This is a genomic window from Sphingomonas sp. Root241, assembly GCF_001428865.1.
In the GTDB taxonomy this organism is placed as follows: Bacteria; Pseudomonadota; Alphaproteobacteria; order Sphingomonadales; family Sphingomonadaceae; genus Sphingomonas.
In genome coordinates this window covers 2,185,081-2,204,892 of the sequence record NZ_LMIV01000001.1, presented here as the reverse complement: position 1 = coordinate 2,204,892, position 19,812 = coordinate 2,185,081, and the positions used below count along the sequence as shown (strand labels likewise).

The 19,812-nt window shown below is 65.1% G+C and carries 17 protein-coding genes, 1 tRNA gene and 1 pseudogene; 11 read left to right on the top strand and 8 right to left on the bottom strand.

Going from position 1 to position 19,812, the window contains the following annotated elements; translation table 11 throughout:
• Nucleotides 1-126: 126 nt before the first annotated feature.
• From ASE13_RS10090 to ASE13_RS10080, 3 genes are read left to right on the top strand one after another with little or no spacing between them, the layout of a single operon-like run.
• Nucleotides 127-369: an acyl carrier protein gene (locus ASE13_RS10090; protein ID WP_029935363.1), complete on the top strand. Its 243-nt coding sequence runs from the start codon at nt 127-129 to the stop codon at nt 367-369.
• A 1-nt stretch (nt 370) separates the two neighbouring features.
• A complete protein-coding gene (spt, locus tag ASE13_RS10085; protein WP_056614172.1) occupies nt 371-1,633 on the top strand; it encodes a serine palmitoyltransferase in 1,263 nt (420 codons plus the stop codon).
• Nucleotides 1,634-1,683: 50 nt separating this feature from the next.
• Nucleotides 1,684-3,660 (top strand): ATP-binding protein, encoded by a 1,977-nt coding sequence (locus ASE13_RS10080; RefSeq protein WP_056614169.1) that lies wholly within the window; start codon nt 1,684-1,686, stop codon nt 3,658-3,660.
• Nucleotides 3,661-3,883: 223 nt separating this feature from the next.
• On the opposite strand, the gene ASE13_RS10075 is transcribed toward ASE13_RS10080, so the two are convergent.
• From ASE13_RS10075 to hspQ, 5 genes are all read right to left on the bottom strand, one after another.
• Nucleotides 3,884-4,471, bottom strand: a complete 588-nt coding sequence (locus ASE13_RS10075; protein WP_056614167.1) for a TetR family transcriptional regulator — start codon at nt 4,469-4,471, stop codon at nt 3,884-3,886.
• A 146-nt stretch (nt 4,472-4,617) separates the two neighbouring features.
• Nucleotides 4,618-5,178: a GNAT family N-acetyltransferase gene (locus ASE13_RS10070; RefSeq protein WP_235536909.1), complete on the bottom strand. Its 561-nt coding sequence runs from the start codon at nt 5,176-5,178 to the stop codon at nt 4,618-4,620.
• 174 nt (nt 5,179-5,352) lie between these two features.
• A complete protein-coding gene (rpmA, locus tag ASE13_RS10065) occupies nt 5,353-5,622 on the bottom strand; it encodes a 50S ribosomal protein L27 (RefSeq protein WP_056614164.1) in 270 nt (89 codons plus the stop codon).
• Between the two features lie 24 nt (nt 5,623-5,646).
• Nucleotides 5,647-6,027, bottom strand: a complete 381-nt coding sequence (gene rplU / locus ASE13_RS10060) for a 50S ribosomal protein L21 (protein WP_056614163.1) — start codon at nt 6,025-6,027, stop codon at nt 5,647-5,649.
• A gap of 162 nt (nt 6,028-6,189) precedes the next feature.
• Nucleotides 6,190-6,570, bottom strand: a complete 381-nt coding sequence (gene hspQ, locus ASE13_RS10055; protein ID WP_056614159.1) for a heat shock protein HspQ — start codon at nt 6,568-6,570, stop codon at nt 6,190-6,192.
• Between the two features lie 136 nt (nt 6,571-6,706).
• Between hspQ and ASE13_RS10050 the strand changes: the two genes are divergently transcribed.
• From ASE13_RS10050 to ASE13_RS20160, 3 genes are all read left to right on the top strand, one after another.
• Nucleotides 6,707-6,796: transfer RNA gene (locus ASE13_RS10050), tRNA-Ser, on the top strand.
• Between the two features lie 127 nt (nt 6,797-6,923).
• Nucleotides 6,924-7,106, top strand: coding sequence for a phage integrase central domain-containing protein (locus tag ASE13_RS20465; RefSeq protein WP_414885307.1), 183 nt, complete (start codon nt 6,924-6,926; stop codon nt 7,104-7,106).
• A gap of 144 nt (nt 7,107-7,250) precedes the next feature.
• Nucleotides 7,251-7,631: a hypothetical protein gene (locus tag ASE13_RS20160; RefSeq protein WP_200955610.1), complete on the top strand. Its 381-nt coding sequence runs from the start codon at nt 7,251-7,253 to the stop codon at nt 7,629-7,631.
• A gap of 275 nt (nt 7,632-7,906) precedes the next feature.
• On the opposite strand, the gene ASE13_RS10035 is transcribed toward ASE13_RS20160, so the two are convergent.
• Entirely contained in the window at nt 7,907-8,794 is an 888-nt protein-coding gene (locus ASE13_RS10035) for a helix-turn-helix domain-containing protein (protein WP_056614148.1), read from the bottom strand.
• A gap of 210 nt (nt 8,795-9,004) precedes the next feature.
• Here ASE13_RS10035 and ASE13_RS10030 point away from each other — a divergent pair, with 210 nt between their 5' ends.
• A complete protein-coding gene (locus ASE13_RS10030) occupies nt 9,005-14,281 on the top strand; it encodes an autotransporter domain-containing protein (protein WP_162254684.1) in 5,277 nt (1,758 codons plus the stop codon).
• A gap of 325 nt (nt 14,282-14,606) precedes the next feature.
• On the opposite strand, the gene ASE13_RS10025 is transcribed toward ASE13_RS10030, so the two are convergent.
• On the bottom strand, nt 14,607-14,906 hold the full coding sequence (locus ASE13_RS10025) for a hypothetical protein (RefSeq protein ID WP_056614141.1): 300 nt from the start codon (nt 14,904-14,906) through the stop codon (nt 14,607-14,609).
• Nucleotides 14,907-14,960: 54 nt separating this feature from the next.
• Nucleotides 14,961-15,356 carry a MarR family winged helix-turn-helix transcriptional regulator gene (locus tag ASE13_RS10020; protein WP_056615082.1) on the bottom strand — a complete coding sequence of 132 codons (396 nt, stop codon included), beginning with the start codon at nt 15,354-15,356 and terminating at the stop codon, nt 14,961-14,963.
• Nucleotides 15,357-15,446: 90 nt separating this feature from the next.
• On the opposite strand from ASE13_RS10020, the gene ASE13_RS10015 reads away from it, so the two are divergent.
• The 4 genes and pseudogenes from ASE13_RS10015 to ASE13_RS10000 all read left to right on the top strand — a co-directional run bounded on the left by ASE13_RS10015 (nt 15,447) and on the right by ASE13_RS10000 (nt 19,327).
• Nucleotides 15,447-17,195 carry a chloride channel protein gene (locus tag ASE13_RS10015; RefSeq protein ID WP_056614135.1) on the top strand — a complete coding sequence of 583 codons (1,749 nt, stop codon included), beginning with the start codon at nt 15,447-15,449 and terminating at the stop codon, nt 17,193-17,195.
• A gap of 17 nt (nt 17,196-17,212) precedes the next feature.
• The gene (locus ASE13_RS10010; RefSeq protein ID WP_056614133.1) at nt 17,213-17,452 is read left to right on the top strand and encodes a hypothetical protein; all 240 of its coding nucleotides are present in this window, start codon (nt 17,213-17,215) and stop codon (nt 17,450-17,452) included.
• A gap of 242 nt (nt 17,453-17,694) precedes the next feature.
• Nucleotides 17,695-17,880 (top strand): annotated as a pseudogene (locus ASE13_RS20250) (alpha-L-fucosidase); the annotation flags it as partial.
• Between the two features lie 385 nt (nt 17,881-18,265).
• The gene (locus ASE13_RS10000) at nt 18,266-19,327 is read left to right on the top strand and encodes a LacI family DNA-binding transcriptional regulator (protein WP_321164339.1); all 1,062 of its coding nucleotides are present in this window, start codon (nt 18,266-18,268) and stop codon (nt 19,325-19,327) included.
• Nucleotides 19,328-19,812 lie beyond the last annotated feature (485 nt).

The following is a 19,812-nucleotide window of genomic DNA, read 5'->3' as shown; positions in this document are numbered from 1 at the left end:
CGCCCCTAGCGACTGGAGCGCCGCAATCCAAACCCATCCACGCCGCCGCACGTCGCCGCCCCCTCAGCGGCGCCTTTCCGCCGCATTCGCTTGGCAGGGTTCCCCGATCGCACTAAGGGACCGCGCATGACCGAACGCTCCGAAATCTTCGAAACCGTCACCGCCCAGATCGAGCCCTTCAACAAGAAGGGCGTGGCGCTGACCGACAGCACCACCTTCGCCGGCGATCTCGAATGGGACAGCTTGACGGTGATGGATTTCGTCGCGGCGATCGAGGACGAGTTCGACATCATCATCACGATGAACATGCAGGCCGAGATCGAGAATGTCGGCCAGCTCGTGGACGCGGTGCAGAAGCTGAAGGGCTGACATGACCGACGCCATCCAGACCGCCGACGCGCTTCCCGAGAATCCCGAAGCCGTCGCTCCCGAGCGCGATTTGATGAGCAAGTTCGACGGACTCATCGCCGAGCGCCAGGCGCTGCTCGACAGCGGCGTCACCGATCCGTTCGCGATCGTGATGGAGCAGGTGAAGTCGCCCACCGAAGCAGTGATCGCCGGCAAGGACACGATCCTGCTCGGCACCTATAATTATATGGGCATGACCTTCGATCCGGACGTGATCCAGGCCGGCAAGGACGCGCTCGACCAATTCGGCTCGGGCACCAACGGCAGCCGCATGCTCAACGGCACCTTCCGTGATCACATGGAAGTCGAGGAAGCGCTGCGCGAGTTCTACGGCGTCTCGGGCGCGATCGTCTTCTCGACCGGGTACATGGCCAATCTGGGCATGATCTCGACGCTGGCGGGGAAGGGCGAGTACGTCATCCTCGACGCCGACAGCCATGCCTCGATCTATGACGGCTGCCAGCAGGGCAATGCCGAGATCGTCCGCTTTCGCCACAACAGCGTCGAGGATCTCGACAAGCGCCTCGGCCGCCTGCCGAAGGAGCCGGGTAAATTGGTGGTGCTCGAAGGCGTCTATTCGATGCTCGGCGACATCGCCCCGCTCAAGGAAATGGTCGCGGTCGCCAAGAAGCACGGCGCCATGGTGCTCAGCGACGAAGCGCATTCGATGGGCTTTTACGGTCCCAATGGCCGCGGCGTATATGAGGAACAGGGCTGCGAGGGCGATGTCGATTTCATCGTCGGCACCTTTTCCAAGTCGGTCGGTACCGTCGGCGGCTTCTGCGTGTCGAACCATCCCAAGTTCGAGGCGATCCGGCTTGCCTGCCGCCCCTATATCTTCACTGCCTCGCTGCCGCCTTCGGTGGTCGCGACCGCGGCGATGTCGATCCGCAAGCTCATGCACGCGCACAACAAGCGCCAGCATCTCTGGGAAAATGCCCGGACCCTGCATGGCGGGCTCAAGGAGATGGGCTTCCGCCTCGGCACCGAGAATCCGGACAGCGCGATCATCGCGGTGATCCTCGAGGATCAGGAGCAGGCAGTGGCGATGTGGCAGGCGCTGCTGGACGGCGGCCTCTACGTCAACATGGCCCGTCCGCCCGCGACGCCGGCCGGCACCTATCTGCTGCGCTGCTCGCTTTGCGCCGAGCACACGGTCGAGCAGGTTACGCGAATCCTGGAAATGTTCCGTGCCGCGGGCCGAAGCGTGGGCGTGATAAGCTGAAGCGACTCTAATCGCTTCCCCCCAAGCTCTTAGCACCCTAGATTCACCAAATGAGTGAGGGGCAAGGCATAGTGCTGGAGCGGGTTCGTCGTGTGACGAACTGGCGCATCCTCGTACTCGGCCTGCTCGCGATGCTCGGGTTGGGCGTGCTGGTGGCGATCATCGTCCTCCAGCACCGCACCGATCAGGAACGCGACCGTGCCGTCGCGCTCCAGCAGCATACCTTCGAAGTCGTCATCCGCGCCAACCAGCTATCGGGCGCGATATCCGCGGCGGAAGCGGCGCTGGGCCGCTACGTGGTCAGCGCCGACCGGACGCTGGGGCAGCAATATTCGGCGCAATGGGGGCGTGCCACCGAGCAGCTCGCGCGGCTGCGGCAGCTCACGCGGGACAGTCCCCGCCAACAGGCGCAGATCGCGCAATTGCAGCGCGCGTTCGAGGTTCGCGGACGCGAGCTCAGCGAAACCGCGCTCTATTCGACCTACAAGCGCCACAACGATGCCTGGGGCAGCTATTATCGCGTCCGGCAGAGCCCGGCGCGGCAGGCCGTGGAGGCCTTGCTCACCCGGATCGTCGATTCCGAGCGCGTGCTACTGCGCGATCGGACGCGTGCGGCAGGCGATCTGATCGACAATTCGAGCTTCGCCTCGCGGATCCTCACCGGTTTCGGCGTGATGATCGTCATCGGCGCGGTGCTGCTCGGCTGGCTGGCGATCGCGGCCGAGGGCGAACGCGCCGCCGCCGACGCCGAAGCGACCGCGCAACGCGAGCGCGCGGCCGAGCTCCAGCTCGCGGTCGACGCGGCGACCGCGGACTTGCGCGCCGAGGCACGCGAGCGCGCGCAGGCCGAGGCGCAACTTCGCCAGGTGCAGAAGATGGAAGCGGTGGGCCAGCTCACCGGCGGTATCGCGCACGATTTCAACAATATGCTCGCGGTCGTCCTCGGCGGGCTCGAGCTCGCCAAGCGGCATCTCCACACCGGAGGCCCCGACGCCCAGCAGCATATCGAAAATGCGATGGAGGGCGCCAACCGGGCCGCCGCGCTGACCCGGCGGCTGCTCGCTTTCTCGCGCTCCGAGCCCCTGTTGCCCGAGCCGGTCGAGGCGGGCGGGCTGATCGCCGGCATGTCCGATCTGCTCGATCGCACGCTGGGCGACACGATCAAGGTCAAGACGCGCGATGCGGGGAAGCAATGGGCCGTCTGGGTCGATCGGCACCAGCTCGAGAATGCGTTGCTCAACCTCGCGGTCAATGCCCGCGACGCGATGGAAGGGCGGGGGACGCTGACGATCACCACCGACGGCGCCACGCTCGGCGTGAACGAAGTCGGCGAGTGCCCGGCGGGCGATTATGTCACGATCACCGTGGCGGACACCGGCTGCGGGATGTCGCCCGAGGTGCTCGATCGCGTGTTCGAGCCCTTCTTCACCACCAAGCCGGTGGGCAAGGGGACGGGGCTCGGCCTCAGCCAGATCTTCGGTTTCGTACGCCAGTCGGGTGGCGAGATCGGGATCGAGACCGAGCTGGGCGGCGGCACCAAGGTGACGGTCTATCTCCCGCGGCATACCGGCGAGGCGCGGGCCGAGACCATGGAAGCGCCGGCGCCGGCGACGCCTGCGGTCGAGGAAGTCGTGCCGGCAAAGGCCTATGATATCCTGGTGGTGGAGGACGATCCGCGCGTGCTCGGCGCTACCGTGGGCGCGCTGCAGGAGCTCGGGCACCGCGTGACCTCCTGCTCCGATCCACTGGCGGCTCCCGGTGCCGTTGCCGGAATGGCGTCGCTCGACCTCGTCATTTCCGACGTGCTGATGCCTGGACAGACCGGCCCCGAGATGATCGCGAGCCTCGGCGAGCGGCTGGAGGGCGTGGCGGTATTGTTCGTCACCGGCTTCGCCGGCGAAGCGGAGGCCGATATGTTCGGCGGGCGCGGGGTGCTGCGCAAACCCTTCACCATGGCATCGCTCTCGCGCGCGGTGAACGACGCCGTGGAATATGAAGCGCGCCGGGGAACCCAGCAGGCCGCCTGAGCGGCCTTGGGGCATCGACGTTCAACTTGAACCCCCTCTCCCCTTGATAGGGGAGAGGATATTGGTGAGGGGTAGAGCGGAGCGAAGCTCCGCGCGGCTGCTGCGCAGCCGCACCCCCTCACCCAGCTCCGACTAAGGCTTTGCTTCGCAAAACCTAAGTCTGCGCAACCCTCTCCCCCTTACAGGGGGCGAGGGAAGTAAGGGGCATTGAATGTCGAAGCCCTTAGCCCTCGTTGACCACCGAATGCCGCAGCGCTGCCGCCGCCATCTCGCGTGCCTTGTCGCGGGGGAGCGACAGCGCCCGGGCCATCGGTCCGCCCAGCAGCGCGTCGCCCAGCGCCATCAGGGTGAGTTGCAGCGTCTCCTCGTGGAGCGGCATCGCGTCCTCGCCATGCCCCTCGGCGATCTCGTCGACGAGGCGGTGGATCGCCTCGAGGATCGGGTCGAGCGCGTCCTCGTTTCCGTTGAGGATCATCCAGCTCGCCAGGGCGCCGGCGCCTTCCTTGCCGAACGCGTCGAAGGTCAGGTCGACGACCTCGCGCGGATCATGGTCGCCGGTGCGCGCGCGCAGCACCGCCGCGCCGATCTTGGCGGTGACGGATTCGGCGATGCTGGCGGCGAGCGCCTTCTGCAGCCCGGCCGCCGAACCGAAATGGTGGAGGAGATTGGCGTGGGTCCGCCCGATCCGCGCCGAAACCGCTTTCAGCGTGACCGCCTGCGGCCCCGCTTCGAGCAGCAACGCGCGGGCGGCTTCCAGCGCGGCGTCGCGCGATTCTTCGGGAGACAGGCGCTTGCGTGCACTGGGTGACATCGACGGAGATCAACTCTTGCTCACGGGGAGCCCGGCTTAGGGGAGGAAGCGCCGGGGCGAAAGCGGCGAATGGGACTGCGTTTCCGCGATCGGGACTAATCCGATGCGGAGAGAGGAAATGCAGCCCTGTTCGCGCCGTGAATGCGTCACGCCGCCATTCGGTTTCGCGGGTCGTGATCGCCTACGTCGCCGCCCGCCAGATCGAGTTCGAACCGAACGGAGGGGACCGCGCCGCCACGTCCGCGCGAATAGACTGAAGTCATCCGCCCCGTCGGACGGAAGCCCAGCTTGCGCAGCACGCGTCCGGATGCCGGATTGTCGAGGAAGTGGCCGGCGGCGACGTGGCGGATTCCCGCCGCCCGCGCCGCGCGCAGCACCGCCGCACCCGCCTCGGTCGCATAGCCGCGGCCCCATGCGTCGGGCGTGATCCAATAGCCGAGCTCGTGCGGCTCCTTCTCGAACGGGCCGATGCCGATCCCGCCGATCAGCCGAAGGCTGTGGCCCTGATGCTCGAAGATCAGGAACCTGGGCTGGGTCGTCGCCTCCTCGAAGCTGGCGGCGAAGGTCTCCGCGGCCTCGATCGTATAGGGCCAGGGCGCGCGGGCGAGATTGCGCACCACTTCCTCATGCCCCATCGCGCGGGCGAGCTCGGCCGCATCCTCGCGCCAGCCGGGCCGCAACGTCAGTCTCTGCGTACGCACGAACATGACCATTCTCCTCGGTCTTGTGGTGCCCCTGGCGCGTCAGTGTGACACCCAGTTTGCAGCCACATTTCGAGGGAGCAAAGAAAAAGGGAGCCGGGGTGACCCGTCTCCCTTTTCAGCTGGTCCGTTCGCCGGACCCGGGTCACCCTGGTGGGCAACCCGTCCGGTTACCCGATGTTATTCGGCAGCTTCCGCAATCATGTCTACCGAACAGAATTTGCGGCCGAGCTTGCCGACCTTGAACGACACGCGGCCGTCGGTAAGCGCGAAAAGGGTATGGTCCTTGCCCATGCCCACGTTCACGCCCGGATAGATCTTGGTGCCGCGCTGGCGCACGATGATGTTGCCGGCGACGACTGCTTCGCTGCCGAACTTCTTGACGCCGAGGCGACGGCCTGCCGAATCGCGACCGTTGCGCGAAGAGCCGCCTGCTTTCTTATGTGCCATTTTGCGTTACTCCTCGTATCTCGCTTACGCTTCCACGGCCGGGGCTTCAGCCTCGGCGGGAGCTGCGGCCTTCTTCGCCTTGGGCGCGGCCTTCTTCTTCTCTTCCTGCGCACCGATCGCGGTGATCTTCAGGATCGTGTGGTTCTGGCGATGGCCGTTCTTGCGGCGATAATTGTGCCGGCGGCGCTTCTTGAAGACGATGACCTTCTCGCCCTTCGCCTGCGCGATGATTTCGGCCGAGACGGTCAGGCCGTCGGTGGCCTTGAGCTCGCTGCCCTCGCCGGCGAGCAGAACGTCGCCCAGCGTGACCGTCGAACCGGCCTCTCCGTCGAGCTTCTCGACGACGATCTTGTCTCCGGCGGCAACGCGGTACTGCTTGCCGCCCGTGCGCACGATAGCGAACATGGCGATGTCTCAACCTACAAAAGCTTGTGCCCGCCAAGGATTGCCCCGGCAGGAGGAAGGGCGCAGCTATGCGAAGAGGTCCGCGCTGTCAACCGCGGAGTGCCATTTTCCCGCTCGGCAGCCGCGCGATTTTCCGCAGCGGCCCGATCCGGGGCGACCCGATCAATGCCGGTGCAGCGGCTTCAGCTTGTAGCGCCCGCCGGCATAATGCTCGAACAGGCCGGCGATCGCGGGATGGTCGACCGGCTCGTCGGTTTCGTCGACCACCAAATTCTGCTGGCTGACATAGGCGATGTAGCTCGATTCGGCGTTCTCGGCGAGCAGATGGTAGAAAGGCTGGTCCTTGCGCGGCCGGACATCCTCGGGGATCGCCTCATACCATTCGTCCGAATTGGCGAAGACGGGATCGACGTCGAAGATCACGCCGCGGAAATCGAACATCCGGTGGCGCACCACATCGCCGATCGCGAAGCGGGCGGAGGACACCGGCGGCATCGGCACTGCGGCTTCGAGGGGAAGGGCGGGGATGGACTCACGCGACATGACGATAATCTAGTGCTTGTTCGGCGCGGCACAAGCACCGCGCTTGCGGCCCCGGATTCATTGCGCTAAGGGCCCGCCCTCATCGACCGGTGCCGGTGTCGGGATACCCCCGATAATCGGCATCTTAAGACCTCGCGGAGAGGTGGCAGAGTGGTCGAATGTACCGCACTCGAAATGCGGCGTGCCCTCACGGGTACCGTGGGTTCGAATCCCACCCTCTCCGCCAGAGGCCCCTCCACAGGAGTCCATGCCGGGCCACCGGGATCGACTTTTTCCTCCTAAAAACCGATGCTTAGCCGATCAGCTCGGCCACGACCGTCCGACCCCGTTTCGGCCATTTCGGGCACTCCAGCTTGGTACGCGCGGTCGGAAAATCGTGGTACTTTTCAGGAGACCGGGACGTATTTCCCGGAATCGGCGAATTGCCGGTCGCGCAACTCAGCCCGCCACTCGTGATGGCAGCGCTGCGTGAGATCGAGGCGAGAGGGGCGATCGAAACGGCAAAGCGGGTCCGGCAACGCATCTCGGCTGTGTAGGGCGACCTCGACCGTAAGGAAGCGCCCGGCGGGAACCATCTCGTACCGCTGACGCCCCAGGCGATCGCGGTCTTGCGGGCGCTCTGGCCGCTGACGGGGGAGGGCCCGCTCGCGTTTCCGAGCACGCGGCACCTCCATCGGCCGATGAGCGAGAATGCGCTGGGCTACCTGCCGAACCGCGCGGGTTATCACGGCCATCATGTGCCGCACGGCTTTCGAGCCGCATTCTCAACGATCATGAATGAGTGGGTCGAGGGGCACGGAAAGGAGAGCGACCGGGCTATCATCGACCTGCTTGCCCATGTTCCCAAAGGTAAGGTCGAGGGCGCCTATAATCGTGCCGCCTACCTGCCGCGCAGACGCGAGCTGGCGCAGGCCTGGGCGGACATGTTGTGCGAGGGGTTGCCCGAGCCGTTCGTGCTGGTCGAGCGGCCGGCCCAACCGACGGGAGCGCGGCCGAGGCGGTTCAACCCTATGGCGGTCGATGCGGCGTTCAGGTTCCCGGTCAGGCGCCGGGCAGCTTAGCGGCGCAGCGAGATAAGCAATTTAGTGAAAGTTGATTGGCACGAAATGTAAAAATCGATCCCGAATGTAACCTGCACCGAAGGCTTGCGGCTAAGGCCGGCGCATGCCGAATCAAGGGAGGACCTGCTATCGTGGAAATTCAGCCTTCCGTTGTTGTCTGCTTTGCGTCCAATTGCGGTCATTAAAAGTATGAATTCCGCCTCCCGAAAGCGGCCGCCAAGCAAGGAAGGGCTTCCCATGTTGCCCTCATCCCTGTGCGACAAACCAGCGCGTGTTCAGCCTGGATAATTGAGCGCCGCGACGACCTTGGCGAGGTCCGCCGTTCCGGCTGCGGTTAAAAGCATGTCTCCGCCGGTCTGCGCCGGTGTGGGTCCGAAATCCCGGATCAGGTGATCGCGCATGGCCGACGAGACCAATGCATCGTCCTGGACGAACTGCGGGCGGCGCATCAGCGATGCGGCATGGGCATCGTCCGCTTCCTTGTCTCCGGTAAGGTCGCCGATCCGCTCCATCACGATCGGATAGGCCGACGGGTTACGCATCGCGTTTCCGGCCGTCAGCAAAATGCCGTCCATCAGCACGATCTTCGGCGTGGTGACGATATTGTAGATCATGTAGCAGGGAAGGTGCCGGACAGTGTCCGTGGCGATCACGAAAACCTGGCCTTCGATCGGCAATATCGTACCGACGTAGCGAACATCGGGTCCGCCGAGCTCGAACCGGAGGAGCCCCGAATCACCGAGCCGGATCATGCCGTGTTCGTGGAAGAACCTGCCGGGGGCGATGACCGCGGGATGCGTTGCGCGCCAGAAGCCTTCATAGCCCTCACCGCGTAGCCGGGTCGATCCATAAGCGGCATCCAGCGTCTCCGCCGGAAGGTCGAGGCCTGACGGCCGATCGCCGGGCAGGTTGACGAGGTCGACACCGAACAACGCGGCGAAGTCGGCGGGCTCGCGCTCCCAATCCAGCAGTGTCAGTCCAGGAAGCTTTTCGGCGAGCAGGCGCGTCAGGCGCTCGAGGTTATGGCCCGAAGGGCGAACCGTCCCGGACGCCCATCGCCCGACCAGCGACTTGTCCACCTCGAGTTCGGCGGCGAGCCGCCCCCGGCTCATCGACAGCGCCTTCAGCGCCAGCGTCAGCCGTTCTCCAAAGCTGTTCGACATCGCCCCCCCTGCGATCCCGAACCTGACCGGTCGCCGGTTCAAATGCAACCCGTTGCATTTCGGAGCAGCGTTCGCCGACGGCCGGTGCAACTGAACGCATGGCCACCCCTGTCCCATCGAGCCCCGGCCCGCCTTCGGCTGCCGCATCGACCCCCCGTGGATGTTGGCCGGTCGCGCCGGGCGCCAATCAGGAACAGTGGAACCCGCATCATGAACGCACAGATCTCGAATCTCGCCCCTCCCGGATCACGTCGCAACTGCGCGCATCGTCGGAAGATGTCCCGGCTGGCGGCGCTGGCCGCTTCGGCCAGCCTCGCGGCACTCACGTCGCCCGCCTTTGCACAATGCGTCGAAGGCCCGCCGAACAATTTCACCTGCTCCGGGCAGACCAATGTGCCGCAGGTCATCACCGCCGACGATGCGAAGGTGATCACCAATCCCGGCTTCGAAGTCGACACCAGCAACAACGGCAACGGCCTCGCGCTGCAGGTCACCGGAGACGGGCTGATCAGCTTCGAAGGATCGCCCGATTTGACCGGTGCGGGCGTGCGCTTCTCGACGACCGGGAGCAGCGGTCTGTCGGCCGGCGAACTCTCGATATTCTCGAACGGCAATATCCTCGCCAACGGCGCGAACGCATTGCGCCTAGACAATGCCGGCGGCGGTGACACCAACGCCCTCTGGGTCGGCTCGATCGTGAATATCTCCGGCAACGGCGTCTTCACGACCAGCGCGTTCGGCGCGGGCGATCTCAGCCTGATCGTCGACGACGTCTCTGCGCGCGACGACGGAATCCGGGTGTCCTACGACGCGAACGGAACCGTGACAGTTACCGCGACCGACCCGGTACTCGGCCACACCGGCGCGGGGGTGCGGATCACCGCCGGCGACGCGTCCGACAATGTCGACCTGACCGTAGGCGACGTGACCGGCGGCACCTTCGGAATCATCGTCGACAGCACTGGCACCGATCTGGTCAAGGTCGACGCGTCCGGAACCGTGACCGGGCTGAGCGCCGACGGCATCCGCGTCTCGGCGGGCGTCGACACGCTCGGAATCGATATTCGTGCCGCGCAGGTGAACGGCGCGACCAGCGGCATCACGGCCAGCAGCCTCGGCAGCGGAAACCTGTCCATAGTCGCGACCGGACTGGTGACCGGCGCGAGCGAGAACGGCATCTTCGCGTCCAGCCAGGGGCTCATCGGCGACCTGTCGATCACCGCCACCGACGTGACCGGTTTTTCGGGCATTCGCACCTATAATAGCGGCGTCGGCACCACCACGGTCGTCACGACCGGCAAGGTCAGCGGTTTCGGCGATGAAGGGATCAACGTCCTCGGCGATATCGCCACCACCGACGTGCTGGTCGATGCGCACGATGTGGAGGGTGCGCAAAGGGGCATCCGCGTCGAGAATCTCGGATCGGGCGACACCATGGTGCGATCGAGCGGCACCGTGAGCGGAGCAACGACCGGCATCTTCGTCACGACGACCGCCGCGAGCCAGAGTGCTTCGGTCGATGCGGTCGATGTGACGAGCAATTCCAGCGGCATCCTCCTGGATCACCAGGGCGCCGGGCTCGCCAGCGTGAACGCCACCGGCAACGTCGTCGCCACGCTTGGTACCGGCATCGCAGTCAATATCGGCACGGGATCGACCGATCTCCGGGTCACCGCCGTCAACGTGAGCGGCGGCAATTTCGGCATCCGCACCCTCAACGAAGGCACTGGTGAGACCTTCATCGCCGTCACCGGCCTCGTTGTGGGGGGCGATGCTGGCGCCTTCAATTACGGCATCCTCGCGCAGAACCGCGAGGGCCTGACGACGGACCTCTTTCTGCGCGCAGTTGAGGTTCAGGCGACCGGTTATGGCATCGTCGCCGAAAGTGACGGGCTGGGGACGATGACCGTGATCGCCGACAAGGTGACCGGTCAGACCAAGGCCGCCGTGCGGGTCTATGCCGAGGAGGCGGTCAGCGCGGTCAATGTCGCTATTGGTGAGGCGACGGGCGGCACCACGGGCATCGAAGTCTTCAACATGGCAAGCGGGTTCGCCAGCATCGAGGCGACCGGAACCGTCACCGGGCTGAGCGAAGCCGGCATCTCGGTCGAGGCCAGCGTCAATTCCACCGACATCGACCTTCGCGCCAACGCAGTGAACGGGCAGACTGCCGGCATCCGGACCACCAATTTCGGGACGGGCGACACGAATATCGTCGCAACCGGCCCGGTCGCAGCGGCGACCGGCTTCGGCATCAGGGCGGTGACCGGCACCAACGCCGGGAATATCTCGATCACAGCAGTCGACGTCGCCGGCACCTATGGAATCGGCGCAACCAGCGGCGGCACCGGATCGACCAGCATCGTCTCGACCGGCAATGTCGTAGGTTTCTCCGGCGATGCCGTTCGGATCGAGAACAATGCCACTGCGACGGACGCGTTGGTGGACGTCCATAATGCGGAGGGCGCCCTGTTCGGGATCCAGGTGAACAATGACGGGACGGGCGCAACCACGGTCCGGGCCAGCGGCAACGTCACTGGCCAAGCCTTTGACGGGATTGCGGTCAAGGCCGGTACTTCCGCGCAGGACGTAATCGTCGATGTAGTCGATGTGACTGGATCGTCCGGCGTCACCGTCACCAATTTCGGGCTCGGTTCCGCCAGCGTCAGCGCAACGGGTATCGTCACCGGCGAAGCGGGTAATGGCGCGGGCATCTCGATCGTCGGTGGTACCGGATCGACCGATATCCGCATCTCTGCCGTGAGCGTGCAGGGTGGCGCCAGCGGCATCGACACCCGAAATGACGGCAGCGGCGATACCTTCATCGCCACCACCGGGCCCGTCTCGGGGGGAGAGTCCGGCATCTATGCCCGCAATGGCGTGGGCGCGACCGATCTGACGGTACGTGCGAGCGCGGTCCAGGGCGGCGACGAGGGCATCGGCGTGGAGAATTTCGGCAGCGGCAAAACGACCGTGATTGCCGGGACCGCCACGGGTGGAAGCGGGGCGGGCATCCGCACGTTCGCCGGGACAAATGCCGGCGACATCGCAATCGAAGCCGGGACCGCATCGGGCGGCTTCCACGGCATTCTCTCGAGAAACCAGGGGATCGGCACGACTTCGATCACCGCGACCGGGCTCGTTACCGGCGGCACTTACGGCATTCGCGCCGCGAATGAGGCAGGCTCGACTGGGCTGACGATCCACGCGGCCGATGTCCAGAGCGGCGGCTTCGGCATTACCGCTGTCAATTTCGGCAGCGGCGCAACCACCGTCGTCGCAACCGGGGCCGTTACCGCCCAGGAGGATGTCGGCATCGCCGCCGTCGGCCTGGGAAATGCGGGCGACATCACCGTGCTCGCCGCGAGCGTGTCGGGCGGCCTCGGCGGCATCCGTGTGGACAATCAGGGCATCGGTGCGACCGCCATCCGGACGACAGGGCCGGTAACCGGGGGCGAATACGGTATCCTCGCCCAGAGCGGCCAGACCACGACCGATTTGACGATCCGTGCCACCGACGTCCAGGCGGCCGGCAACGCCATCAAGGCCGAAAATTTGGGCACTGGCGAGACCCGCGTGATCTCCACCGGAACCGTCGCCGCGCAAGGTCAGGCCGGCATCCTCGTCTTCGCCGGCGGCAACTCGAGTGACATCACCGTGGAATCGGGCAACGCGTCCGGCGGCCTCAGCGGCATCTCGGCGATCAATTTCGGTCTCGGCGATACCCGCATCACCGTGAACGGGGTGGCGCAGGGCAACAACAACGGCGTCGAGGCCTTTTCTGATGGAAATCAGGGCGTGGTGATCGTCAACAACGGCACCATTCGCAACACCTCGGGGTTGGGATCCGCGAGGGCGATCAGCGCGAGCGGAGGATCGGTCGGCATCGGCAATGCCGGCACCCTGCTCGGCACGGTCGAGATCGCCGGCGACAGCAGCCTGCTGATCAACGCTGGCAACTGGCGGAGCACCGGCGGCACCAGCAACTTCGCGACGCTTGACGATACGTTGTTCAATGCCACGACTGGCACCATCCTGGGTGGCGTGTTGGCGGCGACCGCGGAAACGACCGTCTGGCAGGGGCTCGAGCGCTTCCAGAACAGCGGCGTGCTCAGGCTTCAGGACGGCGGCGTCGGCGATGTCGTCCAGACTTCGGCGGCCACTGTCTTCGCCAATGGTTCGGCGCTGGCGGTGGACATAGCCGGGGCGACCGGCGCGGACAGCTTCCGCACCACCGGGACGGTCCAGATCGAGGCGGGCAGCAGGTTGCAGGCCGTCACGACGCAGCCGCTCGTGCTGCATGGCAAGCATGTCGTGGTCCAGGCGGACGGTGGGTTGACCGGCCAGTTCCTCTTCGAGGACCAGCTGTTGACTGCCTTTGCCGGGCTGCGCGACGGCTACACGCCGACGAGCGCATTCATCGAATTCGTCCAGCTCAAGGCATTGGCGGGTGCGGGAATCACTCCGAACCAGAAGGCTGCGGCAGGTGGCGCCGACAGCTTGCCCGACGGCAATCCGGTAAAGGACGCGCTGCTGTTGCTGCCGACCGACGCCGCGGCGCAGGCTGCCTTCGACCAGCTTTCCGGCGAGATCCATCCGTCCGCGCGCAACGCGATGGTCGAGGACAGCCGGCTGGTCCGGAATGCCGTGCTGGACCGCCTCGCCGATGGCGAGACGGGAGGCGCGCTATGGGGGCGTCTCTTCAGCACCTCGGGCGTCAGCGACGGCGATTACAACGCTGCCGAACTCGATCGCGATACCAAGGGCGGCGTGATCGGGTTGGATCGCAACGTAGGGCCGGTGACGATCGGCATCGCTGCCGGCTGGACCGACACGAAGCTCCGGGTTAGCGGCCGCGATAGCAGCGGCTCGATCAAGGGCATCCACGGGATGGTCTATGCCGGAGCGCGCTTCGGCGGGTTCGGCCTGCGGGGCGGTGTCGGTTATGCTCGCACTTCCACCGAGACGACGCGCCGCATCGCGTTCCAGGGGTTCAGCGCATCGCCGACCGCCGACTATGACGGATCGGTCCTGCAGGGCTTCGTCGAGGCCGGCTATCGGGTGCCGCTGGGTGGCGGTTATATCGAGCCGTTCGCGGGCCTGACCGCCATTCGCGCCAAGACCGATGCATTCACCGAAGCCGGTGGTCCGGCGGCATTGTCGGGCGCAGCGATCAGCGAGAAGACCATGGCTTCGACGCTTGGCGCCCGCTTCGAGACGAGCCCGGCCGGTCCCTTGTCGTTGCGCGGTACCGTGGGTTGGCGTCACGGCTGGGGCGATCTGGAACCGGTCGGCCGCCATGCCTTTGCCGGCGGTACGCCGTTCACCGTTCTCGGTACGACCAGCTCGAAGGATGCAGGCGTGTTCAATGCGGAGGCACGGTTCCGGCTCTCCTCCAGCGCCACGTTGAGTGTCGGCTATGACGGCGTTCTGGGATCCGGCACCGCCGATCACGCAATCACCGGAGGCCTCAAGATCGTCTTCTGACGATCGGCACCGGCGGGCAGGTCCGTTCCTGAACCTGTCCGGCCCCCGGGCGGCGCGTACGCCGCCCGGGGGATTGATATCGCTCGAAGCCGGACGCTGTCCGCTTCCTGCATTCCATACCTGAAAGCAGTCCGGCCGCTTACAGCCCAGAAGCGGTCGATATGAGCTTAGGCCAAAAGAAACTCGGCCCATTCGTTCATCAGCATCGGCGCCGGTCGAAAAGACGTTGCGCCGATAGGCCGCTTCAAATGCGTTGGAAATCCGATGGGCCCAATGCCTTAGAGGCGCTCGTCCAGTCGAAGTCCAACAAGTGCTTGCGGCGCATTCACGACCCCGCTTCCGCAACAGGTTCGGAACCCGACCAGCGCCTGCACCAGTTCCTGCCGGCGATCCATAACGGCACCGTGGCTGCAAGCGCGAACGCAAGCGCCATGTTCAACAATCCGCTCCGCGGAAGATGTCCGGTGAGGGCCAGGAGCACCAGCAACAGGATCAGGAGAGCGGACCATTCGGGATGGTGCAGATAACGGCACAAGTGCCACAGCAGCCAGCAAAGCGCCGCCGCTCCCGCGAGCGCGCCTGCCACCAACGCGATGGACCCTAGCATGACGAGGATCGTGTGCATGACGCCAACTCCCTTTGCGAACTATATCGCAATACGATACAGTTCGCAATCAACCTAGCGCACGCGGTCGATCAAGGTCTCCAGCATTGGCCGGAGCCGTACGACTTCCTCCCGGTGCGTCGCCGAAAGCTGCTCGAGCACCGCCTGTGCCGCGGGCGTGAGCCGCAGCAATGCCTGTCGGCGGTCCTGCTGCGACGCCTCCCGGACCACCAGTCCCAGGCTCTCGAGCCGGTTGAGCAGCCCCGTCGCGCTGTGGGGCTTCAAGATCAGCCGATCGGCGATGTAGCCGATCGATACGGGCCGGTTTCCGGCGCCGCGGATCGCCAGCAGCGCCTGGTGCTGCTGCGGGGTCAGGCCGGACTCCGCCGCGCGCGCTTCGCTGAAGGCAAGAAATTGCCGCAGCGCATGACGGAAATCGGCAAGCGCGGCATAGTCTTCATCGGTGAGCATCTTTTTCGCAGCCACGCACTGTTCTCCTGGTTGTATAATATCGTAGTGCGATATATGGGCTCGCTCGACAGCCTGTGTAACCGAGTTTTCATGCCCGAGCATCTTACGCACGCGGCCGGCCTCCGCCGGCTGGCGGATCATAGCGCGGACTGGCGCCTGGTGCCGCTGTCAGGCGGGGCGATCGTGATAGGGGCGGGCGCGGCACTCGGCGCATGGGCGCTCATGGGCCTCATCGCGCTGGCGACGAATCTCTTCTGGTTCGCCCGGCTGTCGTTGGCGCCAGCGGAGATCACCGCAGCCCATGTGGGGCTGGCGACCGTAGCAATCCCCGTGATCGGCAGCCTCATCGTGGGACTGATGGCGCGCTTCGGCTCGGAAAAGATCCGGGGGCACGGGATCCCCGAAGCCATCGAGGCAATCCTCTACGGCGAGAGCCGCCTCTCGCTCAAGGTGGCCATTCTCAAGCCGCTGTCGTCGGCGATTTCGATAGGAAGCGGTGGGCCCTTCGGCGCCGAGGGTCCGATCATCATGACGGGTGGAGCAATCGGCTCGCTGCTGGCGCAATGCTTCAAATTGAGCGCTGCGGAGCGCAAGACGCTTCTGGTCGCGGGTGCGGCGGCAGGGATGACTGGGGTCTTCGGAACCCCGCTGGCGGCGATTCTTCTCGCCGTCGAAGTGCTGCTGTTCGAGTGGAAGCCGCGCAGCTTCCTTCCTGTCGTCGTCGCAGTGCTCGTTTCTCACAGCATCCGTCCGTTCCTGCTCGGCACAGGTCCGTTATTTCCGTTTACCGGGGCGATCGTCCCGGGAGTTGGCATGGATGCCATCGCCTTGGCGGTGGGTTTGATCATCGGCCTGGAGGCTGTGTTGCTGTCGTCGCTCCTCTACCGCGTGGAGGATATGTTCCACCGTCTGCCGGTGCACTGGATGTGGTGGCCGGCTGTCGGTGCCGTCGTGGTCGGGCTTGGCGGCCTGTTTGACCCACGCGTGCTCGGTGCGGGCTATGCGAACATTCAGGCGCTGCTGGACGGGGCGTTCGGCCTGCGGCTGGTGCTCGCGCTGCTCACGCTCAAGGCCGTCGTATGGCTGGTGGCTCTCGGCTCGGGCACCTCGGGCGGTGTGCTGGCGCCGCTGCTTATTCTCGGCGGCGCGCTGGGCGCCCTGCTCGGACAGTTTCTGCCTGGGCCGGTCGGCTTCTGGGCGTTGCTTGGCATGGCCGGAATCCTGAGCGGCGCGATGCGGGCGCCGCTCACCGGAGCGATCTTCGCCCTCGAGCTTAGCGGGCGTTTCGACGCACTCCCCGCGACGATTGCAGCCTCCGCGGGGGCATATGGGATCAGCGTATTGCTCATGCGGCGTTCGATCCTGACGGAGAAAATCGCGCGGCGTGGTCGCCACATCCTGCAGGAATATTCGGTCGACCCGCTCGATTTCCTGCAGGCAGAGCAGCTGATGACACCTGCGCCGGAGACCTTGCCCGGAGATATGCCGATCCGTGCCGTCATTGCCTGGTTTACCGAAGGCGCAACCCATCGCAGCTATCCCGTCGTCGACCCGGCCGGCCGGCTGCTGGGTCTCGTCTCGCGCTCGGATGCGCTGCGCTGGCGGCTCGAAGGCGATCTGCACGAGACCAGCCTGGTCGACGCGCTATCCGACTCTTCGCAGCCTTTTGCCGCGCCCAAGTCGCCTATCGGTGCGGTGGCGGACCTCATGGTGGCGACCGGAGTAGGGCGGATCCCGATCGTCGACGAGACCAGCGGCAAGGTCATCGGCATCCTGTCGCGGCATGACCTGCTGAAGGCGCGCAGCGCACGCACGCGCGCCGAGCTCGAGCGTTCCTAGCCAATGGCAGCGATGGCGTGACCGGACCAACTGTAGTCCGCGAGGAGATCGCCCGATATCCTTGCGTCGGCGACGACGAGACTCCGCTCGTGGTGATCGAATACAGGCTGGTCGAACTACACACCAGTGACGGCGCGGTCCGACGTCGGCTGGGGCCACGTGGGGTGCGGCTGCAATTCGGCGACGAACTCAGGATCATCGATGCGAGGACATTCGAAATGCCTGCGACCGGCGAACTTATCCAGCGCGTCGATTGAGCACTTGCTCTTGATTGAGGATTGAACCGGCCTCGCCTGGATGTGGCGGAGCGGGCAGGGACGGCGACCTCGTCTCGAACAGGTGCCGACGGGTGCCGCCCGTCCGGTCGTCTCCGCGCTCAAGCAGGCTGATATGTCAACGCCATCGCGCCACTTTTAAAAGTTGCGCTGCTCACGAGCTTTAGATCGAGTGGTTCGGACAACCCCGAAAACAAGCCGAGTCCTCCCCCTAGGGCGACCGGATGAACCATGAACTTATCCGGCCCGAACCCTGGCAGACCTGCACCTGTCTCGGCCAATGGCATTACGACCGCGGGATTTATGAGCGGAAAGCCTACAAGCCCGCGAAGCAGGTGATCCAGCGGCTGCTCGACATCATCTCGAAGAACGGCAACCTTCTCCTCTCGGTCCCCCAGCGCGGCGACGGGATGCGCCTTACCCTTCCCCCGCCCGGCCCCGGCGCATTCGTGCCGGTGCTGCGGGTCGAAGGCAGCGGAATCGCCTGACATGTCTGGTGGATTGCCTGGCTAGTTGGCGCCATTTGCGCCGTTCGATTTTATTGCCACCGCGCCTCCCGAACAGATGTCCGGCGCGGATCGTTTCGCCCTCGCCGGGTGATGCGGTCGTTCATCCAGCGCCCGACCACCTGGTAGTTTGCTACCGGCGCTCTGGGGCAATGTGCCGTCTCCGCGTTCTGAACAGCGTTGCCCCATCCGGCCCTGCGCGCTCAACCAGCCGTTCTCGATTGGGTCCGCTTACCTGATACTCTTGCGAGTCTCGGCTGAAAGCTCCAAATGCTGGTCATCCGGCACCGTGGAGGCACCTATCAAAAGTCGTTCGCGCGGGAGAGTTGCTGATAGCGTTACCATCCGGGATGTCGCGCGGCATGCCAGTGTTGCTCCGATGACTGTTTCCAGGGTCATCAACGGTGCCGACAGTGTGCGTCCGAAGACCCGCGACCGCGTGAACGCCTCGATCCAGGCGCTGAACTATATTCCCAGTAATGCGGCGAGGTCGCTTGCGGCGACGGGGGATATCCGCGTCGGCCTTCTCTACAGCAATCCGAGTTCGGCTTATCTCAGCGAACTTCTGATGGGGGCTCTCGAACAGGCCGGTACGGAAAATGTTCAGCTGATCGTCAACCGCTTCGATTCCGGTCAGACGGATCTCGAATCTATCGCGCAATTCATCCGCAGGAGGACCGACGGCATCGTCGTGCCGGCGCCCCTCTGCGACAGGCGGGACGTTCACGAGCTGCTGAGCGAAGCGGAGGTGCCTGCAGTCTTGCTGGCAGCCAATGATCCCTCCTACGAGTTCCATGCCGTGCGAATAGACGATCATTCGGCGGCACGCCGGATGACCCAACATCTGCTTCAGTCAGGTCACCGCCGTATTGGGTTCATTCTTGGAAACCCGCAACATGGATCGAGCTTCCGCCGCCTCTCGGGTTATCGCGACGCGCTTGCCCAATATGAGGTCGCCTTCGATGAGGCGATGGTCCGCAGCGGCCTGTTCACCTATCGCTCGGGATTTGAAGCGGCCGAGGAACTGCTTGCACTTCCCGGGCGCCCCACTGCGGTTTTTGCCAGCAATGACGACATGGCAGCCGGTGCGGTCGGGGCGGCCCACCGGCGGGGGTTCGATGTTCCGCGCGACCTGAGCGTCGTCGGGTTCGACGATACCGCGATGGCCACGGCGATCTGGCCGGAGCTCACGACGATCCGCCAGCCGATCGCCGATATGGCGGGGCGAGCGATTGAGATGCTGGTCGAGACGATTCGTCAGCGTCGGACAGGCGAATCGGGCCCCGTCCGTCATGAAATCCTGCCTTACCGACTGGTGCAGAGAGAATCGGACGCACCCCCTTCCTCCTAGCATCCTAAGTGCCGGACGAATGGACGGCAAAGACGCGGCGGATCGGCACGGATTCTCTGCTGCGCAGGTGCCGCGCCAAACGTCGCGCGCGGCAATGACCATTAGGGTGGGCAACGCCATCCGACGATGTCTTAGCCCATTTTTCAGCCAGTTACCTCCAAGCCCACGGCGACAGGAGCGACGATTTCGGGAGCCTTCCTCGCGGAGTGGTCGCATTTGTATGCGTTAATGGGTTGACGCTTTGTTGTGCGTAATGATAGCGGTACCATTGTCGTCACATAAGAAACTGGCGATCATATATAAAAAAATCCCGTCAGGAGGGGGCATCCATGGCAAACCGATTCGCGTTGCTTCGCATCTCGTTGGTCACCGCTACGTCGCTCGGCGCCGTCACGTTTGGGACGGTTGCAAATGCACAGGATCAGGTAACGCCCCCTCCGAAGCAGCCGCCCGCGGCTTCCGCCCCAAGCAGGCCTGCGCAATCG